This is a genomic window from Nocardia vinacea NBRC 16497, from assembly GCF_000308835.1.
Lineage (GTDB): Bacteria > Actinomycetota > Actinomycetes > Mycobacteriales > Mycobacteriaceae > Nocardia > Nocardia vinacea.
Window position 1 is genome coordinate 1 of sequence record NZ_BAGN01000153.1, and the last position, 22,897, is coordinate 22,897.

The following is a 22,897-nucleotide window of genomic DNA, read 5'->3' on the forward strand; positions in this document are numbered from 1 at the left end:
GTGCAGGTTCTCGTCGGCGGAAATGCGCTGCAGCATCCGGTCGGCGATCGCGTCGTTGCAGACCCGGCCGGTATTGCGGTGGCTGACCCTGGTCGCCAGTTCCTGGAAAGTCACGTAGGCGACGCCGGGTAGGAATCCATTGTCGTCCACCCCGGTCGGGTGCTGTACCCCGGCTGTCATGCAGACCATCCGCGCATGTTCCAGCGCCACCGGGTCCACCCCGCGGGTGACGACGAGATAGTCACGCATGACGGTCCCGTGCCGGTTCTCCTCGGCGGTCCACCGCCCCACCCAGGTGCCCCAGGCGCCGTCCTGGGAGAAGGATTCGGCGATCAGTCGGTGATAGGACGGCAGATTGTCCTCGGTCAACAGATTGGTGACCATCGCGGCTTTGGCCAGTTCGCTCAACTGAGACTGCGCTGGCTCCCAATCGATTCCGCCCATCTCGGCGAAATTGCGGCCTTGGTCCCACGGCACATAGTCGTGCGGGTGCCAGTTCTTTGCCATCGATAGGTGACGGTTGAGATTTTGTTCGGCAACGGGTTCGAGTTCGGTCAGCAACTCCAGCTGTGTCAAGGTACGTGTCACGATCGGATTCCTGTCATCGGATCAGGGGCTCTCCTCCAGAGTGCCCCTATTGCCGGGCCACCGAAATCCCCTGCGGCGAATTCGTTTCGCCGAAGGCGTGGTGGCTCACTACTGGTTAATCGCGAAGACGTGCCGACACGGTATCGGCGCGGACGGCGTGGCGAATACCGGATCTGCCGGGGTCCGATCTACCCGGAGGTCGCAATCCAGTCGGCGATATCGGAGACGACCTGTCGATCAACATGTTGCGCCGGTCCGTACTCCGCCGGGGTCGAAGGCCCCACACCCGGAAAGAACAGGTGGTTATCGGCGTCGTACACCCGGATCGTCACCTCCGCCCGATCGGCCAGACCGGCCCGCCACCGCGACAAGTCGTCATCGACAGTGACCTGGTAATCCCGCCCACCCTGCAGCATGAACATCGGCTTACCCAGCGTCGCAGCCACCGCGACCGGGTCGTAGTCCCGCAAATCCAACCAATACGACGCAGGCAGCCCCAGGGGCAGTTCACTGGCCGGAGTCGACTCCGTCAGCGCATCGTCGACCAATTGCGCCTGCCGAACGATCGCCTCGATCGCGGCCTGCGCGCCGAGGCTACCATCGGGTTCCAAGGCGGCGAGGTAGCGCGTGACCCGCACCGCGGCCCAGTGCATCGGCGAGGCGTCACCGGCCAGGACGATCAACCCCGCCACCGCCGGTTCCGCGGCCGCGACCCGTGGCGCGACTTTCCCACCCATGCTGTGCCCCAGCACGAAGACCCGATCCGCATCGATAGCCGAGTGCGCACGCAGCGCCTGCACGGCCGCGACCGCGTGAGGCACGTATTCGTCGGTCATGGTGAACGATTCGAGCGCCGCGACCGCACCGGCATGCGCATGGGTGACCTTGTCGAAACGCAACACCGCGATCCCGCGGCCGGCCAGTCCCCACGCAATATCCGCGAGCGGCTTATTGGAACTTGTCGTCATATCACGGTCGAACGGTCCCCCGCCCGCGAGCAACACAACCGCCGGGCACGGCCGCGGGCGCCGCGGCAGGCTGATGGTGCCCTGAACGACGAACGGCGGTTGCCCGATCGACACCTGCTCCTCGTCGAAGGACTCCCGGTCGGCGTAATCGGGTGGCTGCCACGGCGCGACGGGCGGCGTCAGTTGCAGGCCGGTGAGGCGATCCGTTTCGTCGATCGTCATCCCGACCACAACCTCGCCAAGTTCGAGTCGCACGGGCACGCGCACCGCCCCGGCCGCACTCACCGCGGCACCCACCTCGACCACCGATCCGTACCGATCGACGAGCGATTCCCAAGCGGTACCCAGCTTTTCGGCCGATACCAGCGCTTGCAGTTGCGCCGCGAACATCGCGTGCACCTGCGCATACCGACCGGAGCACAGGTCCTCGACCACTTCGATGCCGGTGCGAGTGGGTGCGATCGACGACATCGAATCCTCCTGCTCCCCGGACAAATCAGCCGGGATCAATCTCAACTTTGCGAACAGTATCAGAGATGAGAACATTGCTCCATGGACCCGATGGAGCTACTCGCCCACCCCGCGCGACTGCGGATCGTGCATGCCCTCGCCGGGGACAGCGTGCTGACAACCGCACAGCTCAGCGCCCGCATGCCCGATATCTCGAAGGCCACCGTGTACCGGCATGTAGACCTGCTCGCCGACCACGGCATCCTCGAAGTGGCCCGGGAACAACGAGTGCGCGGCGTGGTGGAACGCGGCTATCGCCTGCGACGCGAGCGCGCGGTGGTCGATGCCGAAACCGCGACGCCCGCCGACCATCGCCGGATCTTCCCCATCGCCATGGCCACCTTGCTGGCCGAATTCCAGGCCTACCTGCAAAGCGATGACACGGACCCGGTCGGCGATCTGGTCGGCTATCGCCAGCATGCGGTATGGCTCAGCCGCGACGAACTCACCGAACTCATCACCGACCTGCGGGCAGCGATCCTGCCCCGACTGTCCAATGCGGCTACCGAAGGCCGCGTGCCGTACCTGCTGAGCCCGATCCTCTTTCCGCTGGCCCAGGCGCCGGAGCGCGACGGGACGTGACGCCGACCGGCTACGAGTCGCTGTCCGGTAATCGGCTCAGGCGGCCGACACCAGAGCCACCGCGGCGACCGTCTCGATAATGCAGTAGAACCAGTTGGGGTAGAAGGCGACTCGCTCATCGAGTATCGCGGATACGATGCGGCCGAACGCCATTCCACCCAGTGCGGCACCGATGGTGACCATGATTCCGGTGCGCAGGGCTCCGTCGTGGGTGGCCGCGACCGCCAGCATCGCCGCCATCGCGAGACCGAATCCGCCGTAGACGGCACGGATCTCGTAGCGCGCCTCGGTTTGCTCGAGACGGATGCCGAAGGGGCGGATCAGTGCTGCGGGGGCCGCGAGGGCATACACACCCATCGCGAGGAAGAACACGCCGACGACGGTATTGACGGCAATTGCCAAGGGAACCTCCTGTTCGAGTCGGAAGGCCAGCTTGCTCGACCAGAGCGCGCACCCGCTTCCACAAACGTGCGGTCAGTCCCCGTTGTAGTGCAGCGAGCGCCAGGCTTCGATCGCCCAATCCAATTGCGTCCCGGGCACACTGATCGTGACGAGCAGCAATTCTCCGTTGCGGCGACTGGCGATCCCCTGCACGCCGACCTCTTCACCGTCCTCCGAGGGCAACCACCATCCGTCACCGGGACCGCCGCTGACCGGTTCGCCGCGATGCCCCGCGGTCGCATTGGCACCGTATTGCAGCATCGCGGCCGGTGGCGGCCCGGTTTTCGGGTCGCCGACGGACAGGATGGTGATCTCGATCTGGCGGGTGCCGTCCCAGGCCCACCACCGATCGCCATCCCAGCCGTAGGTGAAATCGCCGGGAATCCGCAGGCTCCACCCCGATATCGGTGTGGTGTGCACCGGGCGGCGACGGTAGCCGAGCGGCACCTGGTCCGCCGCGGCGGCCCGCGCGGACAGATCAGTGGGCGCACCCGCCGCGATGGCGGCCGAATCCGCGAGCAGCAACCGTAATTCGTGCCAGGCCGCCCACGGCAGCTCCAGCGCCGCGTCGAGCCGGTGCGCCTCGGCGAGCAAGGCATCGGCCTGATGCAGTGCGGGCGTGTCGTCGGCGTCCGATGGTGCCCGCCAACGCACGTCATTCCACATGATGCCCATTGCGGTATTGCGAATCGTCGGCGCGGTCCAACCGTCCTCCCACCACGGAAAGAACGCGCGCGCGGCCGCCTCGTCGCCATCGCGGACGGCCTGGAACCAGTCGCGATCACGCGGCCCCAACCAGCTCGCGGCCAGCCCGTCGTAGTCGAAACGGTCACTGCCGAGCGACAATCCGATCGAAACCCACGCCCCCTCCGCCGGAACTTCGGTCAGGACCGTTTCCGCGAGACTGCGGATCCACACCAGATAGTCGTGTTCGACCTCGGCGCGGTCATCACCCAATCCGAGCGGATCCTCGGTCCCCTCATCCCACACGATGTCGAATCGCCGACCCATTTCGTGCAGCACCGCCGCGACGTGCCGATGATAGCCCGGCCCGGCCGACGCACAACCCGCGCTCACCACCACCTGACCGTGCGCCGCACGCAGATCGACAGGTTCGGCCGCCGGATGCAGCACGGCCAGCAGGCGATCTCCGGAGACCTCCACCGATTTCCGCAGTGGCGCCGACGTGGCGGTCCAGCCGACCCGCGCACCGGCGGGGCCGGTCAGCAGCCACTCCCCCACCTGATCGAGGAAGTCCGCGGTGGGCGCGCGACAGACCCCCGCCGCGTGCAACTCGATTCCCATGGATACACATCCTCGTGTCCGCGTTCCGGCGGCGAAAGTCAGGACCCTACACCCACTCTGCGGACGTGGGACCGAGCGGTTACTGCTCGACGAGCCGCCGACAGCCGTCCCGCCCGCCGGGCAGACCCGCGGTATCGAGCCAGCGTTCGAGTTGACCGAGCTGCCAGAGATCGTCGATCTCCACCAGTACCGCGAGGAACGACAGCTGGGCGGCGGACAGCTCCGATCCGACGGCTACGGTATCCGGAAAGGCTCTGTGCAGGAAGGAAATACAGTCGTAGTGCACGGTGCTCGGATTCGCCGCCCACGCCGCTTCGATCGCGGCGGGCAGCAGCGTCTCGAAATCATCGACACGGCTGACGAGTTCGCGGATGACATCGTGGCGCAGCCAGCCGTCCTGTCCGGGCAGATGGCGATCGAACCACCGGTCGATGACCTCCGGATGCTCCAGCGCGGCAAGCAGTTCGTCGGTGGCACGCTGTTCGGCGGCGAATGCGGGCGCGAGGGCGGCGCAGGTGCGCACACCGGGGTGGGCATCGGCGAGCAGTTGCTCCGGACGGCCGCCGTTGAGGCCGGAAATCCGTGCGGCAGTGGCTCGTTCGACCGGATCCGACATAGTCGGCGCGATCTCGTCCACCCGCTGCAGCAGTGCGGCCCGCTTCTCGGCGTAGGCCGGATGCGCGGTGAGTTCGATCATCGCACGAAGCGCGGCCATGCGCACCGTCACATCCCGATCGTCGACCAGGGGCTCGACCGCCTCGATCACGCCGGGAACAACTGCGCGACAAGCGATCTCGTCCCTGGCCCGCATCGCCGCCCGGAATTCGTGGTCATCGATGGCGGCCAGCAAGCCCGGTGGCGTCGGAACATGCTCCACTAGAAGGGCATTCGCGGGATCGGGCCCCAATTCCAGTAGCCCCGCGCGCCGATTCGCCTTGACGCGCTGTAGATCCTCTTCGGTACGGCCGGATGGATAGGCCTCGGCATACAACTGCTCATCGGAGATCCCCGAACAACACCCCTGCGCGAAGACCTCGAAATAGTCCAGCAGCGCGACGCGCAGCCGTCGCGGACCCGGATCCCACGGCAGTATGTCCTCGACCTTCATCTCGGTATGCGGACGCGCCAGCAGTTCGGCCACGATCGCGACGAACGGCGCGGTCGCGGAGTACACACTGCCCTGATGCAATATCGCGGCGTCGAGATAGCCGACCGCGTCGACACAGGACTCGGCATCACCGTCCATCAGCGCCCGCAGGTGCGCCGGAGCATCCGCCGCCGGGCCGTAAGCATGTTCCAGCTCGGCCCAATCGACATCGGCTATCGCCCGCAACACCGGATCCATCGGATTGATCATGCTGCAGCCGAGCACGTCGATCAACTCGAGCGAAACACTTGCGTTACCGGACGGACCTACGGCGCCGGTTCCAGATGATCGCCGATCAGCATGGTTCCCGGTCCGCGCCGTGCGCCGGGACCATGCCGCCAGTCCACATTGTCGGCGGTGAGCGGCCCACCGCAGTCACGGCAGACCACCACCCCGGACGTGGGATGTCCGCAATCGCGATGCACGACCAGCGCGGGCGGCCCCGCAGGCCCGGCGAGCCACTTATCGCCCCACGTGATGAGCATCGTGAGCACCGGATACAGCTCGCGCCCCTGCTCGGTGAGCACATATTCGTGGCGGACCGGGTTCGTCTGATAGGCCCTGGCCTCGACGATCCCGTACTGCCGCAACGCATCCAGACGCGCGGTCAGGACATTGGAGGCGATGCCCAGATCGCGGCGGATGTCCTCGAACCGATTCACCCCGACGAACAGGTCACGCAGGATCAGTGGCGTCCACCGCTCCCCGACCACGTCGAGCGTTCGCGCGATCGAGCACACAATGTCGGACATGGCAGCTTTGGGCACCCACCCATCGTAGTCCATTGCTTTTTGCAAGTTACTCCGCTACGTTGCGAAACAACCAACTGTGAAGGGGTGATCGAGACATGTCCGATGCTGTGGCGCGGTTTCGCGAGGCGACGGAGGCCAGCGATTTCGATGCGCTGATGACGACCCTCACACCCGATGCCGCGCTGACCTCTCCGGTCTCCGGCAGGTTGGTCTTCCGTGGTCACCAGGATCTGCGCATCCTGCTGGCCGCGGCATACGGCAGCCTCGGCCGGCTGCGCTGGACCGAGCACATCGGCGAGGGTGCGCGCCGAGTTCTGCTCGCCGAGGCCGCCGTCGGCCCATTCCGGATGACCGAGGCCATGATCCTCGAATTGTCCGCCGACGGCCGCATCCGCCGACTCGAACCGCACCTGCGGCCCTGGCTCCCGCTGACCCTGCTCGCGGTGAAGCTGGCGCCGCGCCTACTTCGTCATCCGGGCGTCATGCGGCGCGCACTGTCACGTTTCGACCAGCCCGTCGCCGGTTAGTTCGAGACGTCTGGTCACCCCGATATCGTCGAGGAAACGAGGGTCGTGGCTGACGACGATCAGTGCGCCCTCGTAGTTGGCCAGGGCCTGGGTGAGGTGGTCGAGGCTGGGCAGGTCGAGGTTATTGGTGGGCTCGTCGAGCAGCAGCAGCTTCGGGGCAGGATCGGCGAGCAGGAGCATGGCCAGGGCCGCGCGCAGGCGCTCACCGCCGGACAGGGCCGCCGCCGCGACGTCGGCGTCAGCGCCGCGGAACAGGAAGCGGGCCAGTTGGGCTCGGATCTGTTCGGCGGCCGCGTGTGGTGCGGTCGCGGCGACATTCTCGAAGACCGAGCGCTGCTCGTCGAAGATGTCCAGGCGCTGCGGCAGTATGCGCCACGGCACCTGCGGCGGTTCGGCGGCGATGCGGTGCAGCAGTGTGGATTTGCCCGCGCCGTTGCGGCCGGTCAGTGCGATCCGCTCCGGACCGGAGACCCGCAATGTCACGGTCGGACCGCACGCCAATTCCACCTCCTCGAGATCGATGACGTCCTGGCCCGGGTAGAGCCGGGTGTCCGGCAGGTCGATGCGGATCTGCCGGTCGTCGCGCAACAGGTCCTCGGCCTGCTGCAGCTGCTCCTTCGCGGTGTCCAGCTTTTCGATGTGGTTATTGCGCAGCTTGCCCGCAGACACCTGCGCCGCCCGCTTGCGTGCGCCCATGACGATCTTCGGCTCACGTTTGTTCTCGAACATCTTCTGCCCGTAGCGGGCTCGGCGATCGAGTTTGATGCGGGTCTCGACCAGTTCGCGTGCCTGTTTGCGAACGTCACTGCGCGCGTCCCGGATTGCGGCGCGCGCCACCTCCTGCTCCGCTTCGACGATCCGCTCGTATTCGCTGAAATTGCCGCCGAACAAACGCAATTCACCCTGACGCAGTTCGGCGATGGTGGACATCCGCTCCAGCAGCTCGCGGTCGTGGCTGACCGTGAGGACGGTGCCGGAGAACTGGGAGACGACCTCGTAGAGGCGTTGGCGGGCAACGTGATCCAGGTTGTTGGTCGGCTCGTCGAGCAGCAGCACGTCCGGATCGCGCAGCAGCTCGGCGACCAGGCCGAGTAGCACCGTCTCGCCGCCGGAGAGGGTTTCGAGTCGGCGGTCCAGCTGTTCGGTCGAGTCGGCGAGGTAGTGCAGGCCCAGTCGGCCGAGCAGCGCGATGGCACTCTCCTCGACATCCCACTGCGCGCCGACGATATCGAAGTCGGACTCGTCGCCGAGGCCGGACTCGATGCGGTGCAATGCCTTTCGTGCTTCGGCGATGCCCAGCACCGCGTCGACGCGCTGACCGTCGCCGAGGCCGAGGTCCTGCCGCAGGTAGCCCAGTCGCCCGGTGACCGTGATCGAGCCGCGTGCCGGAGTCAGCTCACCCGCGATCAGTCGCAGCAGGGTGGACTTGCCCGCGCCGTTGCCACCGACCAGGCCGAGGTGGCCGGGTCCGAGCACCGCGTCCAGACCGTCGAAGACGGGTGTGCCATCGGGCCAGGCGAAAGTGAGATCGGAAAGAGACAGATTGGTCATGTGGACCCCAGAGGTTGCGCGGGAACGCGGCGCACAGGATGCGGGCCGCCCGAGTGGCTACCTCATGAGAGCAACGACATGACTCCGATCAACGGGGATAAGACCCGTCCAGAATAAACACATCCGCGAATGTCGCGCCACTGATATTTCGATCACACGCTTTGTCCGGAAGGCCGCGGCGGCTCCGACCTATGGATGGAAACCCCCGAAGCACCCAAGGAATCCTTGAGTACCCACCTCGACTACCTGGTCCGCAATCCCTGAGCCGCTGCAGGATTCGCACTCGTCGCACGCTTTGCGCCCAGTTCCGGTTGCTGGGATCGTCCGACGTATCCCAGCTCGCTAGCCGATGACACCGATGGCCCGCGCGGTAGCACTGGCGAGCGGATACGGCCGCTCGACCGGGAGGGCATCCCCGGCCGCCGCCAACTGCCCGGCGACCACCAACTCATGGATTCGCCGCGCCTAATCGGTCACATCTCGAATCTCGGTGATCCAGGTATCCACATACGCGTCGACGGCCTCCCCACCGAGGCCGACTTGCAGCGACCGATGGCCGAGCGGCCGGTGATGCAGATCGCGTTCCGGATCCCACTGGATCCGAACCGGACTCGTCCGCAATCGCTGGGTCCACGCACGGCGATCCGAATACAGTTCCGGCACATAGTGACTCAGGCAGGCCCGCGCCAGTGCCGATTCGAATCCGGTGCGCGTCATGGTGATCGCGAGCACTCGCTCCTGCCCGGGTTTGCGGGCCCATCCGCAGCGATACATCATCCACAGGAACGACGGTTTGATCCACGTCATCCGCTCCCGCTTGAACGGGCTCACGAAAGTCCCTGCGGCCAGGGCGGGTTCAGCGATCTGCGGCGAATACGCTTGATAGACGACTACTGTCGAGTCGTCGTACGAAGCCCGAATCTGCCGCGTCGGCGCGGAGACATCCATCCCGCGATCCTCGCAGCTCGAATCCGAGCCGGCAAACCCGGAGCACCGCAGCCGAACGACCTAGACCCGCACCACCGAGGTCAACGGGTAATCGCCCTGGCGATCCCGACCGTTGAGGAAACTCAACTCCAGAACCACTGCGGCCGCAATGATTTCGGCACCGGCGGCCCGGAACAGATCCGCGGCGGCAGCCAGCGTGCCGCCGGTGGCCAGCACATCGTCCAGCAGCAGAATGCGCCGCCCCTTCAGCTCGACACCGTCGGCCGGAATCTCGAGCGATGCGGTGCCGTACTCGAGGCTGTACTCACGCGAGATCACCGGCGGCGGCAACTTCCCGGCCTTGCGCACCGCCATGACACCGGTCCCCAGGGTCGCGGCAACGCCGGCCCCGAGGATGAATCCACGAGCGTCTACGCCCGCAACCAGGTCGGCTTCGGGCGCACACGCCGCTAGGCAGTCGATGACGGCCCGGAAACCCTCCGGATCGGCAAAGACCGGCGTGAGATCGGCGAAGCGAATGCCGGGAGAGGGGAAATCGTCGCGCCAGCGGGTCAGGCGTTCGACCAGTTCGGCTGCCTTACCTGTCCGCTCGGCTAGGACGTCGTCCGATTCCACCGCCGCATGCTTGCTCATCGACACCTCTCCATGATTACTCACCCACCAACACCTGTCACCGCTTCAACACCCAGCGGTCCATGTTCCAGCCGGTGCCCGCCTGGGTGGGCCCGGCTATGCCGTTCTGCAGACCGTTGCCGAACGCGATGGTGCGGGGCGTGACGAACAACGGAATGCTCGGCATCTCCGCCCACAGCAGGTTCTCGGCCTCGGTGCGCAGATTCAGCGTTGTGGTCGAGTTGTCGTCGCCCGCAAGCTGATCGGTGATCGAATCGTAGCGGCCGTTACCGAAGCGACCGAAATTGAGCCCGCTACCGGTGCGCAACGCGCTGGTAGCGGCCACACCGGTCTCGGATCCGGCCGGACCCGGGGCCGATGCGGTGCTGCCGAGGACGGCGTCGACTTTGCCCTCGGTGAGCTGAGACGGCGTGAAATCGGCGGATCCGGCATCCACCACATTGATACCGGCCGGTTTGCATGCGTCGGCGATCATCTGCACGGTCTGAGCGCGCCGATCGTCCGGCTTCACATATCCGATCCGAATGGTCGGCTTGGCCGCACCGGCGCTCGCGGCCGCCGCGGTCGCATCACCGCCGCGGTACTTGTCGGCCGCGCCGATCACGTTCGGGTAATACAGCGAATCCTGCTGTGTGATACGAGAATTCAGCACCGCCGTGCCGAGTCCGGTCTTCGGCGCATCCTTGGCCTTGCCGAGCTTGTCGAACAGGTCCTGGCGCGGCACACAAAATGCGAAACCGCGCCGCGCGTCGGCCGAGGCGAACACTCCCGAAGTGGCGAGCACCAGCTGCTCGGCACCGCGCCCGGGCACGGTCCGCACCGAAAAGCCGTCCAGATTGATGTCTTTCACCGATCCCGCGCCGATATCGATGACCCCGACCGCATTGTCGCCGACCTTCGCCTTCAGATCTGCGGTCTTCGGATACACCACGATCCGCCCGGTCTCAGGCTTATTGCCCCACCAGCGCTCGTTCGCGACGAGAACCAGCCCGTCCTTGGCGGAGTAGGAATCGATCCGATACGGCCCCGACGACGGGAACCGCGAAATGTCGACCTTGTCCGCGCCGATCGTCCACCCGTTGTTCCAGAAGTCGGCGATCCGCTGCAACGCGGCCTGATCACCGGACTGTACGGCCGTCACCACATTCGGCACATTCGCCACCCGAGCGGCGACATGCGCGGGCATCAACTCACCCGCGGTGAACAGGTTGCGCCACGGCAGGTAGTGGTGGTCGGCGCGGAACACGACGGTGGCGTCCTTGGATCCCGGCTGACAGTCCACCCGTTCGATATCGGCGTATCCGGCGGTGCTCGCGGCGTCGAAGAGCGGAACCTGGACGCGGTCACCCAGTTTGGTATATCGGCCGCTGCGCGCGGCCCAGGCGAGCACCAGATCGTCACATGACGTCGGCACGCCGTCGGAGTACACCCCGTCCGCATTGAGCCGGTACTGCACCGTCTGCGCCTCGCCCGGCACCTCTTTCGCGGTGCCGACATCGGTGTCCGCGACCTGCTGACCGTCCGGTCCGGTGTAGAAGAACCCGGTCAGCACCCGCGCGAACACCGCATCCGAGCCGCTGCTCGTACCGAGCGTGGTACCGCCGTTGTAGGTGGCGATCACCGCGTCGACGGCATAGCCGATGGAAGGCACCTGGTTCTGGCTGGAGCACCCGGCCATCACCGTGGCGACCACGGTGCCCGCAGCCACCGCTCCGATCAGACGTACCGCTAGCGACTGCTTCATATATGCAAACCCCTGCCGTCGGCTGTCAGTGCCTGCGCTTGTTCCGCTTTCCGCTCGGCCGTGCGCCCGGACGCGGAGCCTGTCCAGGTTCCCGCACGGGACGCGCACCCAGCTCCCGGCCGGTCGCCGCGACCGCGCGCCGCTCCGCCTCGGCTCCCGCACGCGCCGATGCCAGTCCGGCCCGCTTGTTGAGCACCTTCTTGGTGTGCGCCGCGACCGGACCCCAACGCTCCTTGATCGACACCAGCAGCGGCACCGCGAAGAAGATCGATGAATACGCGCCGACAATCATGCCGACCAGCTGCACCAGCGCCAGATCCTTCAGCGTGCCGACGCCGAGCAGCCACACCGCGATCACCAGCATGCCGACGATAGGCAGGATGCCGATGACCGTGGTGTTGATGGAACGCATCAAGGTCTGGTTCGCCGCGAGATTCGCCTGTTCGGCATAGGTGCGCCGGGTCGTATTGACCACACCGCGGGTGTTCTCCTCGACCTTGTCGAAGACGACGACATTGTCGTAGAGCACGTAACCGAGGATGGTCAACAGACCGATCACCGCAGCGGGTGTCACCTCGAAGCCGACCAGCGAGTAGATGCCCGCCGTGACGATCATGTTGAAGAACAGCGAGGCGATCGCCGAGATCGACATATCCCGTTCGAAGCGGATCGCGATATAGACCATGGTGAGCGCGATGAACACAACCAGCGCGATCAACGCCTTCTTGGTGATCTCGCTACCCCAGGTCTCGCTGATCTCGGCGATGCTGATCGCATTGCGCGAAACGTTGCCGTCCTTGTCCTTCGGCTGGAAGGCATTGAACAGCGCGGTCTGCAGCGCGTCGGTCTGGGTGGCGCTCAGCGTGTCCGAGCGGACCTGGATGGTCTCCGCCGAGCCTGATCCGACCTTCTGCACCGTCACCGGGGCGTGGCCGATGGTCTGGGAGTAGATGTCCTCGACCTTCTGCGTGGTGGCCGTCCCCGCCGCGGGCAGCTGGATGCGCGAACCGCCCGCGAAGTCGATGCCGAGGGTGAATCCGCGAATTCCGATGCTCAGCAACGAGATCAGCACGAAGGCCGCGGTCAGCGCGTAGTAGAAACGTCGCCGACTGACGATCTTGAATCCGCCGGTACCGGTGTAGAGGCGCTCGAAGATGCTGTGTTTGGGCGTCTCGAAATCGTTCACCTCGTCGGCGAACGGCTCCAGGGTCGAGTTCGTCATCGTGCCGTCTCCTTAACCAGCGCCTCGCCGGCCCTGCGCTCCCTGGCCACTTCCTGAATCGCACCGAGCCCGTTGACCGACGGCTTCGCCCAGAACGACGAGCGCGAGGCCAGCATCATCAGCGGCGCGGTCACCAGATAGAGCACGATCACGTCGAGGACGGTGGTGATACCGAGGGTGAACGCGAAGCCCTTCACCTGACCGGCGGCCAGGATGTAGAGCACCACCGAGGCGATGAGGCTGACGGTCTTACCGGAGAGGTTGGTGCGCTGAGCCCGCTGCCAACCGCGCGGCACCGCCGAACGGAAGCTGCGGCCCTCGCGCATCTCATCCTTGATGCGTTCGAAGAACACCACAAAGGAGTCGGCGGTCAGACCGATACCGATGATCAGACCCGCGATACCGGCCAGATCCAGTGTGAATCCGATCCAACGGCCGAGCAGCACGATGATGCCGAATACCGCGACACCCGAGGCGATCAGCGAGAATCCGGCGAGGAAGCCGAGCATCCGGTAGTAGAGCAGGCAGTACAGCAGCACCACCGCGAGACCGATCGCACCCGCGAGCAGACCCGCGCGCAGCGAGGACAGACCCAGTGTCGCCGAAACCGTCTCGGCCTCGGAGGTCTGGAACGACAGGGGCAGCGAACCGTACTTCAGGGTGTTCGCGAGTTCCTTGGCGCTGGCCGCGGTGAAGCTACCGGAGATGGTGGTACGACCGCCCTGCTGCGGACCCGACTGCACGACCGGCGCGCTGACCACCTTCGAGTCGAGTACGAACGCGACCCGCTTGTTGATGTACTCACCGGTCAGCGAGGCCCACGCATCGCTGCCACCGGATTTGAATTCGAGGTTCACCTCGTGGCGCGCCTGCTGCTGGTTGAGCCCGGAGGTGGCGTCCTTGATCTCCTGGCCGTCGATGCGGCTCTTGTCCAGCAGCAAGATTTCCTTGCCGTCGGTGGAGCAGGTGACCAGCGGCAGATTCGGATCGTCGTTACCGGCGAGCGGATCGGACTTATTGCAGTCCATCGCGGCCATCGCGGCCTGCTGCACCGTGGCGTCGGTGCTCTGCCGGGTCGCCTTGGCGTCCGCGATCTCCTTCTTCGCCTGCTCCTGCGGCGTCAGGCCACCGGGCGGAGCCGGCGGCGAGGTCGGAGCCTGCGCGGGGAAGACGCGCGGCTGCGGGGTCGACTCCGCTGCGGGCGCGGACTCCGTGGTCGGCGCCGCCTCGGTGGTGGGCGCGGGCTGGGTCGGCACGGTGCCATCGGGGTTGAGCTGGGTGGCATCCGGCACAGTGCCCGGCGTCGCCGTCCCCGCAGTACCCGTCTGTGGCGTGGCCTTGCCGCCGACCGCGGGCACCGCCGACAGCACCGGACGGATGTAGAGCTTGGCGGTTGTCGCCAGCGCCTTGGCCTGGCCACCGTCGTCACCCGGAACCGTGATCACCAGGTTGTCGCCGTCGATGACGACCTCGGAGCCCGAGACACCGAGGCCGTTGACGCGGTTCTCGATGATCGTCTGCGCCCGGCGCAGGCTGTCCTGGCTCGGCTTGCTGCCGTCGGGGGTCCGCGCGGTCAACGTGACGCGAGTACCACCCTGCAGGTCGATGCCGAGCTTGGGGGTCGGGGAATGGTCACCGGTGAAGAACACCAGCGCATAGATCACGGCCAGCAGCACGGCGTAGACGCCGAGTAACCGGAGCGGATGCGCCGATCCCTGGGAAGGTGGCACAGTTCGTCATCTCCTAGGCGGAAGTCGAGGGTGGAACACGCGGGCGCGCACGGCCGGCACCCGGACGGATGGCCCGCGGCGATCTGCAACACGCGGGCTGGCCCTTTCGAGCGACCTGCAAGCAATCGCTACGGGAGCCGGTAGAACCGATCAGTCCTTGGTCAGCCGGGTCTCGGTCTGCTCCGCGGACTCCTCGACGTGACCGGCCTCGGTCTCGTCGGTCACGGTCTCATCCGTGGTCTCGTCCTCGGTACGCACATCGCGGATGGCCTGACGCAACCACGTGGTGACGACGTCCTCGGCGATCTCGAGATCGACCGTGGTGTCGTCGAGATCGACCACGGTTCCGTACAGACCCGACGTGGTGGTGACCTGATCGCCGACCTTCAGGCTTTCCTGCATGGACGTGACCTTCTCGGCCTCGCGCTTCTGGCGGCGCACACCGAGGAACATGGGCACGAGCAGGGCTACCAGTAGGAGCGGAAACAGAAGTTCCATCGTCGAAGTCAGTCCCTAGTCTGTGGGTGGGAATGGGCTATTACCCCAACAGTCTGCCAGCTCATGTCGTCACCACCACACCGGCACACCCTTGACGTCCCGGAATCCGGATCTCGGGCCGCTCCAGGACAGCGCGAAACCCGCGACCGAGCGACGGTCGCGGGGCTGCGCAACGCGGCGTTCTATGCCGTCTTGCCGTAGGTGTAGTCGTCGAGCGGGAAGCTGACCGCCTCGCGGTGGGCATTGACGGTGCTGGTCGGACGCAGTAGCGCGGCCTCGCCGTGCTGGTTGAAGTAGTAGCTGCGCGCGGTCGCGCAGTCACCGCCGTAGAACACCGAGGAACCCAACTTCTCGGTGACGCGGTCCAGGAACCGAGTGTTGGCCTGCTCGGTCACCTCGAAGGTGGTCTCGCCGCGCCGGAACATCTCACCGAGCAACCGGCCCATGTGCTTCATCTGGGCCTCGATGGTGGTGAAGTAGGACAGGCCGCTGTAGGAGTACGGGCTGTTGAGGCTGAGGAAGTTCGGGAACTTCGGCACGGTGATGCCCTCGTAGGCCTGGAAACGGTTGTCGCGCCAGAACTTTCCGAGGTTGACGCCGTCGCGGCCGATGATCTCGATGGCCGGGAAGTTCACATCCCACAGGTTGAAGCCGGTGGCCAAGATCAGGGTATCGATCTCGGTTTTGTGTCCGTCGGCGGTGACGATGCCATCGGCCTCGATGTGATCGATCGAATTGGTCTCCAACCGGACATTGGGCTGATTGAACGTCTTGAAGTATTGGTTGGAGAAAGTGGGGCGCTTGCAGCCGAAGTCGTAGTGCGGGGTGAGCTGCTTGCGAATCTCCTTATCGCGCACCTGGGCCCGCAGATGCGCCTTGGCGAGTACACCCGCGGCCATATTCAGCGGCTTGGCCTGCTTGAAATGCAGTACGCCGACCACCATGAGCGCCTCGAGCATGCTGGTGTTGACCAGCCGCGCGGCCTTCTGAGTGGCGGGCACGCGCGCGAACAGCTTCTGCACCGGCGCGGGAATCGCGGTGTCGATCTTCGGCACGACCCAGATCGGGGTGCGCTGGAACACGGTGAGTTCCTTGGTCTTCTTCGCCGCCTCGGGAATCAGCTGCACGGCGGTGGCGCCGGTGCCGATAATGGCGGCCTTGCGACCCGAGAGGTCGAAATCGTCCTCCCACGCGGTGGTGTGGATGATCTTGCCCGCGAAGGAATCGATGCCGGGAAACGGCGGCGTATAGGGCTGGGATAGAAAGCCGGTGGCGGTGAGAAGGTAACGGCCGGTGACGGTTTCACCGCCCGCGATGGACACGACCCAGTGCTGGTGCTCCTCATCCCACCGCGCACCGTCCACCACGGTGCCGAAACGCATCCGGCGGCGCAGCCCATACTTGTCGGCGACGTGGGCGGCGTACTTCTTGAGCTCCTTGCCCGGCGCGAACAGACGCGTCCAATACGGGTTGGGCTCAAAGGAATACGAGTAGGTCACCGAGGCGATATCGACCGCCAGACCCGGGTAGTGATTGACATGCCAGGTGCCGCCCAGGTCGTCCTCCCGCTCCAGTATGACGAAATTGCTCAGACCCAGCCGGTCGAGCTCGATACCCGCTCCCATGCCGCCGAATCCCGCACCGATCACGACCGCGTCGTATTGAGGCGCCACGTCGAACCTCCTGCTTTAAACATTCCATCGGGAATGTAGGAACCATTCCTCACGGAATGACACATCATTCCGTTTGTGAACACCGTATCATCGGACAGGTGACGAAGCCATCCACGCGTGCGCCCCGCCCAGCGGCCGGAAATGCGATCCAGCGACGCAAGGCCGAACTGCGGCAGGAAATCATCGACACCGCCTTCGTCTGCTTCGCCGAGAAGGGCTATCACGCCACCGGCATCGCCGATATCGCCAATGAGTTGGGCATCGGCCACGGCACCTTCTACCGGTACTTCAGCAATAAGCGCGAGATCATCGACGTGGTCATCGACGATCTGGCCGCCCGGATCATCGAGGCGCTCGGCACCGACAACGCGCCCGACGCCGCCACCTCCCTTGACGAATATCGCGCCCAGATCGACCGCATTGGTGCCGCGCTCACCCGGATCCTCGTGGACGACCGCCGGGTCGCCCAACTGCTGCTGTTCCATGCCACCGGCATCGATGACGAACTCACCGCCCGGCTCTACGGTCTGCTCGATATGGCCGACGCGCTCACCGCGGGCTATCTGTCGCACGGCGTCGAACTCGGTTATCTGCGTGCGGATCTCGACACCAAGTACACCGCGAAGGCGGTGACCGGCATGCTGCTCGCGGGCATCGTGCACGGGCTGCGCAATCCGGACGAGGCCGCGGTGCAGGAGTTGAACGAGGCGATCCGGCGGCTGCTGATCGACGGTGTGCGCAGGGACTGAAATCCGGCAAATCTCCAGCGGCTATCTGAGCAGATTCCGGCTAGGGTGGACCCGGATCGACTGGCCAACGGGGGCAACACGTGTTCGGCAGAGACCGCCTAGTTCGAAAAAACCGCATTCGACGCGAGCAGGGCAGCGACCCTGGAACAATGTCGCAGGTGACCCCCGACGACGTGAGCCGAATCCACTTCGCCATGCCACCTTTGGGGCACCGCGGCTACCATGCCGATGAGGTCGACGCGTTCCTGGAACTGGTCTCAGCGACGTTGGCCGGTCATGGTGTGCTGACCGCCGACGATATCCGGCACGTCGCCTTCGACGCCCCCCGCTTCGGCGGCCGCGGCTATCAGGCCGATCAGGTCGACGAATTCCTGGACCGGGTCCGTGTGGAGCTGGAATTCCGGCAGCGCGGCTCCCGCCCGGTCCCCGCCGGCGGCAATGGTTCCGGCCCCGCCACACTGCTCACCCCCGACGATGTGCACCGCATGCAGTTCACCCAGGCCGCTGTCGGCCGCCGCGGCTACGACATCGAAGAAGTCGACGCGTTCCTCGACCTGGTCGCCGCCACCCTCGCCCACGGCGGCCCCGGCAGCCTGACCGTCACCGACGTCCGCGCCGTCCGCTTCACCGAGGCCCGCCTCGGCACGCGCGGCTACACCCGCGACGAGGTCGACGCCTTCCTCGACCTCGTCGTCACCGCCCTCGAACACAACCACCGCTAGAAATCAAGATCAGGTGGAATCCATGGCGGCATCGCCCGAGAAGCACCGCCACCAGTTCCACCTGATCTTGATCCAGCGGGGGTGCGGGTTAGTCGAAGAGGTCGAGGGTGGGGTGAGGTTCTCGGCCGCGGACTTCGATGGAGCCGAAGATGAGGTCGGGGGGTGGTATGAGGCCTAGGTGTTCCCAGGCGGTGGCGGTGGCAACGCGGCCGCGGGGGGTGCGGGCGACCATGCCTGCGCGGACGAGGAACGGCTCGCAGACTTCTTCGACAGTCGCGGCCTCCTCGCCGACGGCGACCGCGAGGGTCGAAACACCAACGGGGCCACCGCCGAAGCTGCGGACCAGCGCGCCGAGGACGGCGCGGTCGAGGCGGTCCAGGCCGAGGACATCGACGTCGTAGACCTCGAGTGCGGCCTGAGCGATGGGACGGGTGATCACGCCGTCAGCGCGGACCTCGGCGTAGTCGCGGACACGGCGCAGCAGGCGGTTTGCGATGCGGGGGGTGCCACGGGAGCGGCCCGCGATCTCGGCGGCGGCATCGCGGTCGATGGTGACACCGAGAATATGAGCCGAGCGCAGCAGGATGCGCAGAAGTTCCTCGGGATCGTAGAAATCCATATGGCCGGTGAAGCCGAACCGGTCGCGCAGCGGACCGGTGAGCGCACCGGAGCGGGTGGTCGCGCCGACCAGGGTGAACGGTGCGATATCCAGCGGAATAGATGTTGCCCCCGGCCCTTTCCCGACGACCACGTCGACGCGGAAATCCTCCATGGCGAGGTAGAGCATCTCCTCGGCGGGCCGGGCGATTCGGTGGATCTCATCGATGAACAGCACATCGCCCTCGACCAGATTGCTCAGCATCGCGGCGAGATCGCCCGCGCGTTCCAGCGCCGGACCGGACGTAATGCGCAGTGCCGTACCGAGTTCGGCGGCGATGATCATCGCCATACTGGTCTTGCCGAGTCCGGGCGGACCGGACAGCAGCACATGGTCCGGGGTACCGCCGCGCTGTTTGGCGCCGCGCAGCACGAGCGCGAGCTGTTCACGGACGCGCGGCTGGCCGATGAAATCGTCCAGGGACTTCGGGCGCAGACTGGCCTCGATATCACCATCGGACTTGAGATAGCTTGCGCTGACCTGGGATTCGGCGTCGGGTTCGGGATCGTAATCCATGACGTCTTACCGATTCTTCCCCAGCGAGCCGAGCGCCGCCCGCAGCGCCTTCGACGTATCGGCGGCGGGATTTTCGGCGAGTACCGCATCGACCGCGGGTTCGGCCTGTTTGACCGGGAATCCGAGTCCGACCAGAGCCTCGACAACCTGCTCGCGCACCGGTGTGAGCACCGGCGTCGGCGTACTGCCGGGCGGACCCGCCTGCACCGGAACAAGATTCACCTTGTCACGCAACTCGACAACCATGCGCTCGGCCCCGCGCTTGCCGATGCCGGGCACCCGGGTCAGCGCCGCGACATTGCTCTCCGCCAACGCCTTGCGCAGCGCCTCGGGCTCGAGCACCGCCAACACCGCCATGGCCAGCCGGGGTCCGACTCCGGAGACGGTCTGCAAAAGGCCGAACAGGTCACGGGATTCGGTATCGGCGAATCCGAACAGCGTCATCGAATCCTCGCGCACGATCATCGCAGTGAACAGCCGGGATTCCTCGCCGCGGGTCAGGGTGGACAGCGTCGCGGGGGTGACATTGAGCCGGTAGCCCACGCCCGCCGCCTCGATCACCACATGATCGAGCGCGATCTCGAGCACCTCACCGCGTACCGACGCGATCACCCGCGCACCACCTTCCGTTGTTCGGCAAGCCGCTGTGTATACCGCCGTTGTGCCTCGGCGGCGCGCGCCTCGGCCTCGGCCATCCGTGCCATCAGCGGCGCCCGCCAACAATGACAGATCGCCAGGGCCAGCGCATCGGCCGCATCCGCCGGTTTCGGCGCGACCTGGAGGCCGAGGATACGCGTCACCATCGCGGTCACCTGTGCCTTGTCCGCGGTGCCGTTGCCGGTGACTGCGGCCTTCACCTCGCTCGGGGTATGGAAGGCCACGGGTATCCCTCGGCGCGCGGCGGCCAGTGCGATCACGCCACCTGCCTGGGCGGTGCCCATCGCGGTGCGCACATTGTGCTGCGCGAACACCCGCTCGATCGCGACCGCGTCGGGTTTGTGCGTATCCATCCAGTGTTCGGCGACGTCGGCGACGCCCATCAGCCGGTGTGCCAGATCCATATCCGCGGGGGTACGCACCACGTCGACGTCGAGCGCCGTCACCTTCCGCCCCAGCCCGCCCTCGACGATGCTGAGGCCGCACCGGGTGAGTCCCGGGTCGACACCCATCACCCGCACACGGTCCCCTCTCGAAGGCACGAACAACTGTTCGAGAGTCTAGTGGAAGGGCCACCTACCGTTCACCAACGACACGGCGCCCGCCCGGGATTCGGCTAGTTGAACGAGTGGTAGCAGCTCACATACGCGTAGGTGCCGGAGTCCGAATCCTCGACGACTACCTTGCCGTCCTGCAGGATGCGGCAGGTGACCGTGCCGCCGTTGGATCCGCTGACGGTCGCCGACACCCGGCCCGTGCGGACGTATCCGGTCACGGTCACGGCCTTGGTCCACGGCAGCGGTGCATCGTTGGCATCGGCGGTATCGAAATCGCCACTGTTGTAGGAGATATCGGCGGTGCCGGAGCCCGAGACCTCGTAAGTGATCGAGGTTTCCTTCTTCGACTCCTTGTCGAGCCGGTAGGCGATGGATCCGAATACCGCGACGCAGCCGCCGACGGTGAGCACGATCGCCAGGAAGATGCCGCCGAGCACCCACGGCCACACCGGCTTGCCTTTCGGCGGCTGCGGCGGATATCCCGGGTAGCCCGGATACCCCTGCCCCGGATAACCCGGGTACTGCGGCGGTGGTTGATAAGTCATGTGCACCCCTCCTGAATCCTGCACGACCAGCTATTGGACTTTACCGGACGAGACTGTTCGGAGCCCGATTCACCTGTGCGGTTATCGACCTCCGATCGACCAGCGTTTCATGGGTGCCCAGGCTTACTGGAGCGAATTCACAGGCTTTCTCGAGGAACGGTCTCGACAATGCCGTAGGTGCCCGTAGTCCGTGCCCCACTAGCCGCACCCGCGACCCCCGTGACACCGCCGCCACCGCGGCTGCCTTCGGCGAATCTGAATCCGAACTATCAGAACGGATTTCATCACGGCATATCGCTGCTGCACGGCTGGCTGCCGGTGACCGTCGAATTGGTCGCGGTGGCCGCGTTGATCCTGGCGATCGGCTGGCGGACCCGGCGCTGGCGGCTGGTGCTGCTGCCGGTCTGCGTGGTGCTCGGTGCGGCGGGCGCGGTGGCCGCGTGGGCGTATGTGAACGACCAGGGGCTGGCCTCGGATCCGGCGCCGGTCGAGTTGTGGGCCTGTGTCGGCGTCGCGGTCGCGGCGATCGCGGTCGCCGCGCTCGGCTGGCGCAGTGCCAGGTGGTGGCGGCGTGGCGTCTCGGTGCTCGCCATACCGCTCGCCCTGTCGAGTACCGGCATCGTGCTCAATCAGTGGGTGGGCTACTACCCCACCGTGCAGTCCGCGTGGAGTGCGCTCACCGCGGGTCCGCTGCCGAATCAGACCGATATCGATGCGCTGCCCGGACTTCGCAATACCGATGTCAGCACCGGCAAGATCGTGCCGGTGCAGATTCCGGACGCGGGCAGCGGTTTTCCGCATCGAACCGAATATGTGTACTTGCCACCGGCCTGGTTCGCCGGTCCGACGCCGCCGGCACTGCCGGTCGTCATGATGATCGGCGGCGAATTCAATACGCCCGCCGACTGGATCCGCAGCGGTCAGATCATGCCCGAGGTCGACAAGTTCACCGCTGCAAACGGTGGCCGCGCCCCGATCCTCGTCTTCGTCGATTCCAGCGGCAGTTTCAACAATGACACCGAATGTGTGAACGGTCCGCGCGGCGATGCCGCCGACCATCTGACCCGAGATGTGCCCAGCTATCTGGAATCTCGCTTCGGCGCCTCGGCGGATCCGGCGAACTGGGCGGTGGTCGGCTGGTCCATGGGCGGCACCTGTGCGGTCGATCTGGCGGTCATGCACCCCGAATTGGTGCGCACCTTCGTCGATATCGCGGGCGATCTCGGCCCGGCCTCGGGCAATAAGGAACAAACGATTCGAAGGCTTTTCGGCGGCGACGCCAACCGCTGGGCCGCCTTCGATCCGCTCACCGTTATGGCCGCACACGGTCCCTACACGGGTATGGCGGGTCTGTTCGACGATCTCACCCCACCCAAATCCGGTCCGGGATCCCATGGTGCACGCCAACAATCCGCAGCCGCCGACGACGACAACGTGGGCATGGGCGGTCATGACGGAGTCTTCGACACCGGTGAGGTCGGCGCCGCCGAAAAGCTGTGCGACGCAGGCCACGAAGTCGGCATCGATTGCACCATTCACACCACCCAGGGTGGCCACACTTGGCAATTCGCCTCGGCCGCGTTCACCTCGTCGCTCCCCTGGATCGTCGCCCGCGTCGGTCTCCCGGTGCCCGACGCGACCTGAAACCGATTGCGCGGTCGATGAATTGAGCCG

23 protein-coding genes are annotated in these 22,897 nt (G+C 66.0%); 5 read left to right on the forward strand and 18 right to left on the reverse strand.

The annotated features are described in order from the left end of the window. The coding region (locus ON44_RS20160; protein WP_040692408.1) for an acyl-ACP desaturase at nt 1–588 on the reverse strand (588 nt) is incomplete at its 3' end. Between the two features lie 188 nt (nt 589–776). After that, complete coding sequence (locus tag ON44_RS20165; protein WP_051182235.1) at nt 777–2,027, reverse strand: alpha/beta hydrolase; 1,251 nt, start codon at nt 2,025–2,027, stop codon at nt 777–779. A gap of 81 nt (nt 2,028–2,108) precedes the next feature. Here ON44_RS20165 and ON44_RS20170 point away from each other — a divergent pair, with 81 nt between their 5' ends. After that, nucleotides 2,109–2,648, forward strand: a complete 540-nt coding sequence (locus ON44_RS20170; RefSeq protein WP_040692370.1) for a helix-turn-helix domain-containing protein — start codon at nt 2,109–2,111, stop codon at nt 2,646–2,648. A gap of 36 nt (nt 2,649–2,684) precedes the next feature. Here the strand turns inward: ON44_RS20170 and ON44_RS20175 are convergent, their stop codons facing one another. The 4 genes from ON44_RS20175 to ON44_RS20190 form a co-directional block, all read right to left on the reverse strand. Continuing rightward, nucleotides 2,685–3,050, reverse strand: a complete 366-nt coding sequence (locus ON44_RS20175; protein ID WP_085998577.1) for a DUF4345 domain-containing protein — start codon at nt 3,048–3,050, stop codon at nt 2,685–2,687. Between the two features lie 72 nt (nt 3,051–3,122). Then, the gene (locus tag ON44_RS20180; protein WP_040692371.1) at nt 3,123–4,394 is read right to left on the reverse strand and encodes a hypothetical protein; all 1,272 of its coding nucleotides are present in this window, start codon (nt 4,392–4,394) and stop codon (nt 3,123–3,125) included. A gap of 79 nt (nt 4,395–4,473) precedes the next feature. Beyond that, nucleotides 4,474–5,739, reverse strand: a complete 1,266-nt coding sequence (locus ON44_RS46930; protein WP_157187231.1) for a hypothetical protein — start codon at nt 5,737–5,739, stop codon at nt 4,474–4,476. A gap of 68 nt (nt 5,740–5,807) precedes the next feature. After that, nucleotides 5,808–6,308, reverse strand: a complete 501-nt coding sequence (locus ON44_RS20190) for a winged helix-turn-helix transcriptional regulator (protein WP_040692416.1) — start codon at nt 6,306–6,308, stop codon at nt 5,808–5,810. A gap of 80 nt (nt 6,309–6,388) precedes the next feature. On the opposite strand from ON44_RS20190, the gene ON44_RS20195 reads away from it, so the two are divergent. After that, nucleotides 6,389–6,820 (forward strand): nuclear transport factor 2 family protein, encoded by a 432-nt coding sequence (locus ON44_RS20195; RefSeq protein WP_051182228.1) that lies wholly within the window; start codon nt 6,389–6,391, stop codon nt 6,818–6,820. Here ON44_RS20195 and ON44_RS20200 read toward each other — a convergent pair. The 8 genes from ON44_RS20200 to ON44_RS20235 form a co-directional block, all read right to left on the reverse strand. Next, nucleotides 6,791–8,371, reverse strand: a complete 1,581-nt coding sequence (locus ON44_RS20200) for an ABC-F family ATP-binding cassette domain-containing protein (protein WP_040692374.1) — start codon at nt 8,369–8,371, stop codon at nt 6,791–6,793. The genes ON44_RS20195 and ON44_RS20200 overlap by 30 nt on opposite strands. A 465-nt stretch (nt 8,372–8,836) precedes the next feature. Beyond that, on the reverse strand, nt 8,837–9,319 hold the full coding sequence (locus ON44_RS20205; RefSeq protein WP_085998578.1) for a DUF4291 domain-containing protein: 483 nt from the start codon (nt 9,317–9,319) through the stop codon (nt 8,837–8,839). A 60-nt stretch (nt 9,320–9,379) separates the two neighbouring features. Continuing rightward, complete coding sequence (locus ON44_RS20210; RefSeq protein ID WP_051182229.1) at nt 9,380–9,952, reverse strand: adenine phosphoribosyltransferase; 573 nt, start codon at nt 9,950–9,952, stop codon at nt 9,380–9,382. Nucleotides 9,953–9,989: 37 nt separating this feature from the next. Beyond that, nucleotides 9,990–11,696, reverse strand: a complete 1,707-nt coding sequence (locus ON44_RS20215; RefSeq protein ID WP_040692379.1) for an ABC transporter substrate-binding protein — start codon at nt 11,694–11,696, stop codon at nt 9,990–9,992. Nucleotides 11,697–11,721: 25 nt separating this feature from the next. Further along, nucleotides 11,722–12,918 carry a protein translocase subunit SecF gene (secF, locus tag ON44_RS20220; protein WP_040692381.1) on the reverse strand — a complete coding sequence of 399 codons (1,197 nt, stop codon included), beginning with the start codon at nt 12,916–12,918 and terminating at the stop codon, nt 11,722–11,724. Next, nucleotides 12,915–14,648 carry a protein translocase subunit SecD gene (gene secD / locus ON44_RS20225; protein ID WP_040692383.1) on the reverse strand — a complete coding sequence of 578 codons (1,734 nt, stop codon included), beginning with the start codon at nt 14,646–14,648 and terminating at the stop codon, nt 12,915–12,917. The genes secF and secD overlap by 4 nt, the downstream gene beginning before the upstream one ends. Before the next feature lie 150 nt (nt 14,649–14,798). After that, a complete protein-coding gene (gene yajC / locus ON44_RS20230; RefSeq protein ID WP_040692386.1) occupies nt 14,799–15,146 on the reverse strand; it encodes a preprotein translocase subunit YajC in 348 nt (115 codons plus the stop codon). A gap of 182 nt (nt 15,147–15,328) precedes the next feature. After that, the gene (locus tag ON44_RS20235) at nt 15,329–16,819 is read right to left on the reverse strand and encodes a flavin-containing monooxygenase (protein ID WP_040692387.1); all 1,491 of its coding nucleotides are present in this window, start codon (nt 16,817–16,819) and stop codon (nt 15,329–15,331) included. A 98-nt stretch (nt 16,820–16,917) separates the two neighbouring features. Here ON44_RS20235 and ON44_RS20240 point away from each other — a divergent pair, with 98 nt between their 5' ends. Together ON44_RS20240 and ON44_RS53485 are read left to right on the forward strand one after the other, a co-directional pair. Then, nucleotides 16,918–17,568 carry a TetR/AcrR family transcriptional regulator gene (locus ON44_RS20240; protein WP_245567247.1) on the forward strand — a complete coding sequence of 217 codons (651 nt, stop codon included), beginning with the start codon at nt 16,918–16,920 and terminating at the stop codon, nt 17,566–17,568. A 149-nt stretch (nt 17,569–17,717) separates the two neighbouring features. Further along, entirely contained in the window at nt 17,718–18,290 is a 573-nt protein-coding gene (locus tag ON44_RS53485; RefSeq protein WP_040692390.1) for a DivIVA domain-containing protein, read from the forward strand. Nucleotides 18,291–18,378: 88 nt separating this feature from the next. Here ON44_RS53485 and ruvB read toward each other — a convergent pair whose 3' ends face one another. From ruvB to ON44_RS20265, 4 genes are all read right to left on the reverse strand, one after another. Next, complete coding sequence (gene ruvB / locus ON44_RS20250) at nt 18,379–19,464, reverse strand: Holliday junction branch migration DNA helicase RuvB (RefSeq protein ID WP_040692391.1); 1,086 nt, start codon at nt 19,462–19,464, stop codon at nt 18,379–18,381. A gap of 6 nt (nt 19,465–19,470) precedes the next feature. After that, the gene (ruvA, locus tag ON44_RS20255; RefSeq protein WP_040692392.1) at nt 19,471–20,076 is read right to left on the reverse strand and encodes a Holliday junction branch migration protein RuvA; all 606 of its coding nucleotides are present in this window, start codon (nt 20,074–20,076) and stop codon (nt 19,471–19,473) included. Next, nucleotides 20,073–20,642: a crossover junction endodeoxyribonuclease RuvC gene (gene ruvC, locus ON44_RS20260; protein ID WP_040692394.1), complete on the reverse strand. Its 570-nt coding sequence runs from the start codon at nt 20,640–20,642 to the stop codon at nt 20,073–20,075. Before ruvC ends, ruvA begins: the two co-directional genes overlap by 4 nt. Nucleotides 20,643–20,737: 95 nt before the next feature. Further along, the gene (locus ON44_RS20265) at nt 20,738–21,223 is read right to left on the reverse strand and encodes an MmpS family transport accessory protein (RefSeq protein ID WP_051182230.1); all 486 of its coding nucleotides are present in this window, start codon (nt 21,221–21,223) and stop codon (nt 20,738–20,740) included. A 177-nt stretch (nt 21,224–21,400) separates the two neighbouring features. Here ON44_RS20265 and ON44_RS20270 point away from each other — a divergent pair, with 177 nt between their 5' ends. Then, nucleotides 21,401–22,867, forward strand: coding sequence for an alpha/beta hydrolase (locus tag ON44_RS20270; protein WP_373283186.1), 1,467 nt, complete (start codon nt 21,401–21,403; stop codon nt 22,865–22,867). The last annotated feature ends 30 nt before the right edge of the window (nt 22,868–22,897 follow it).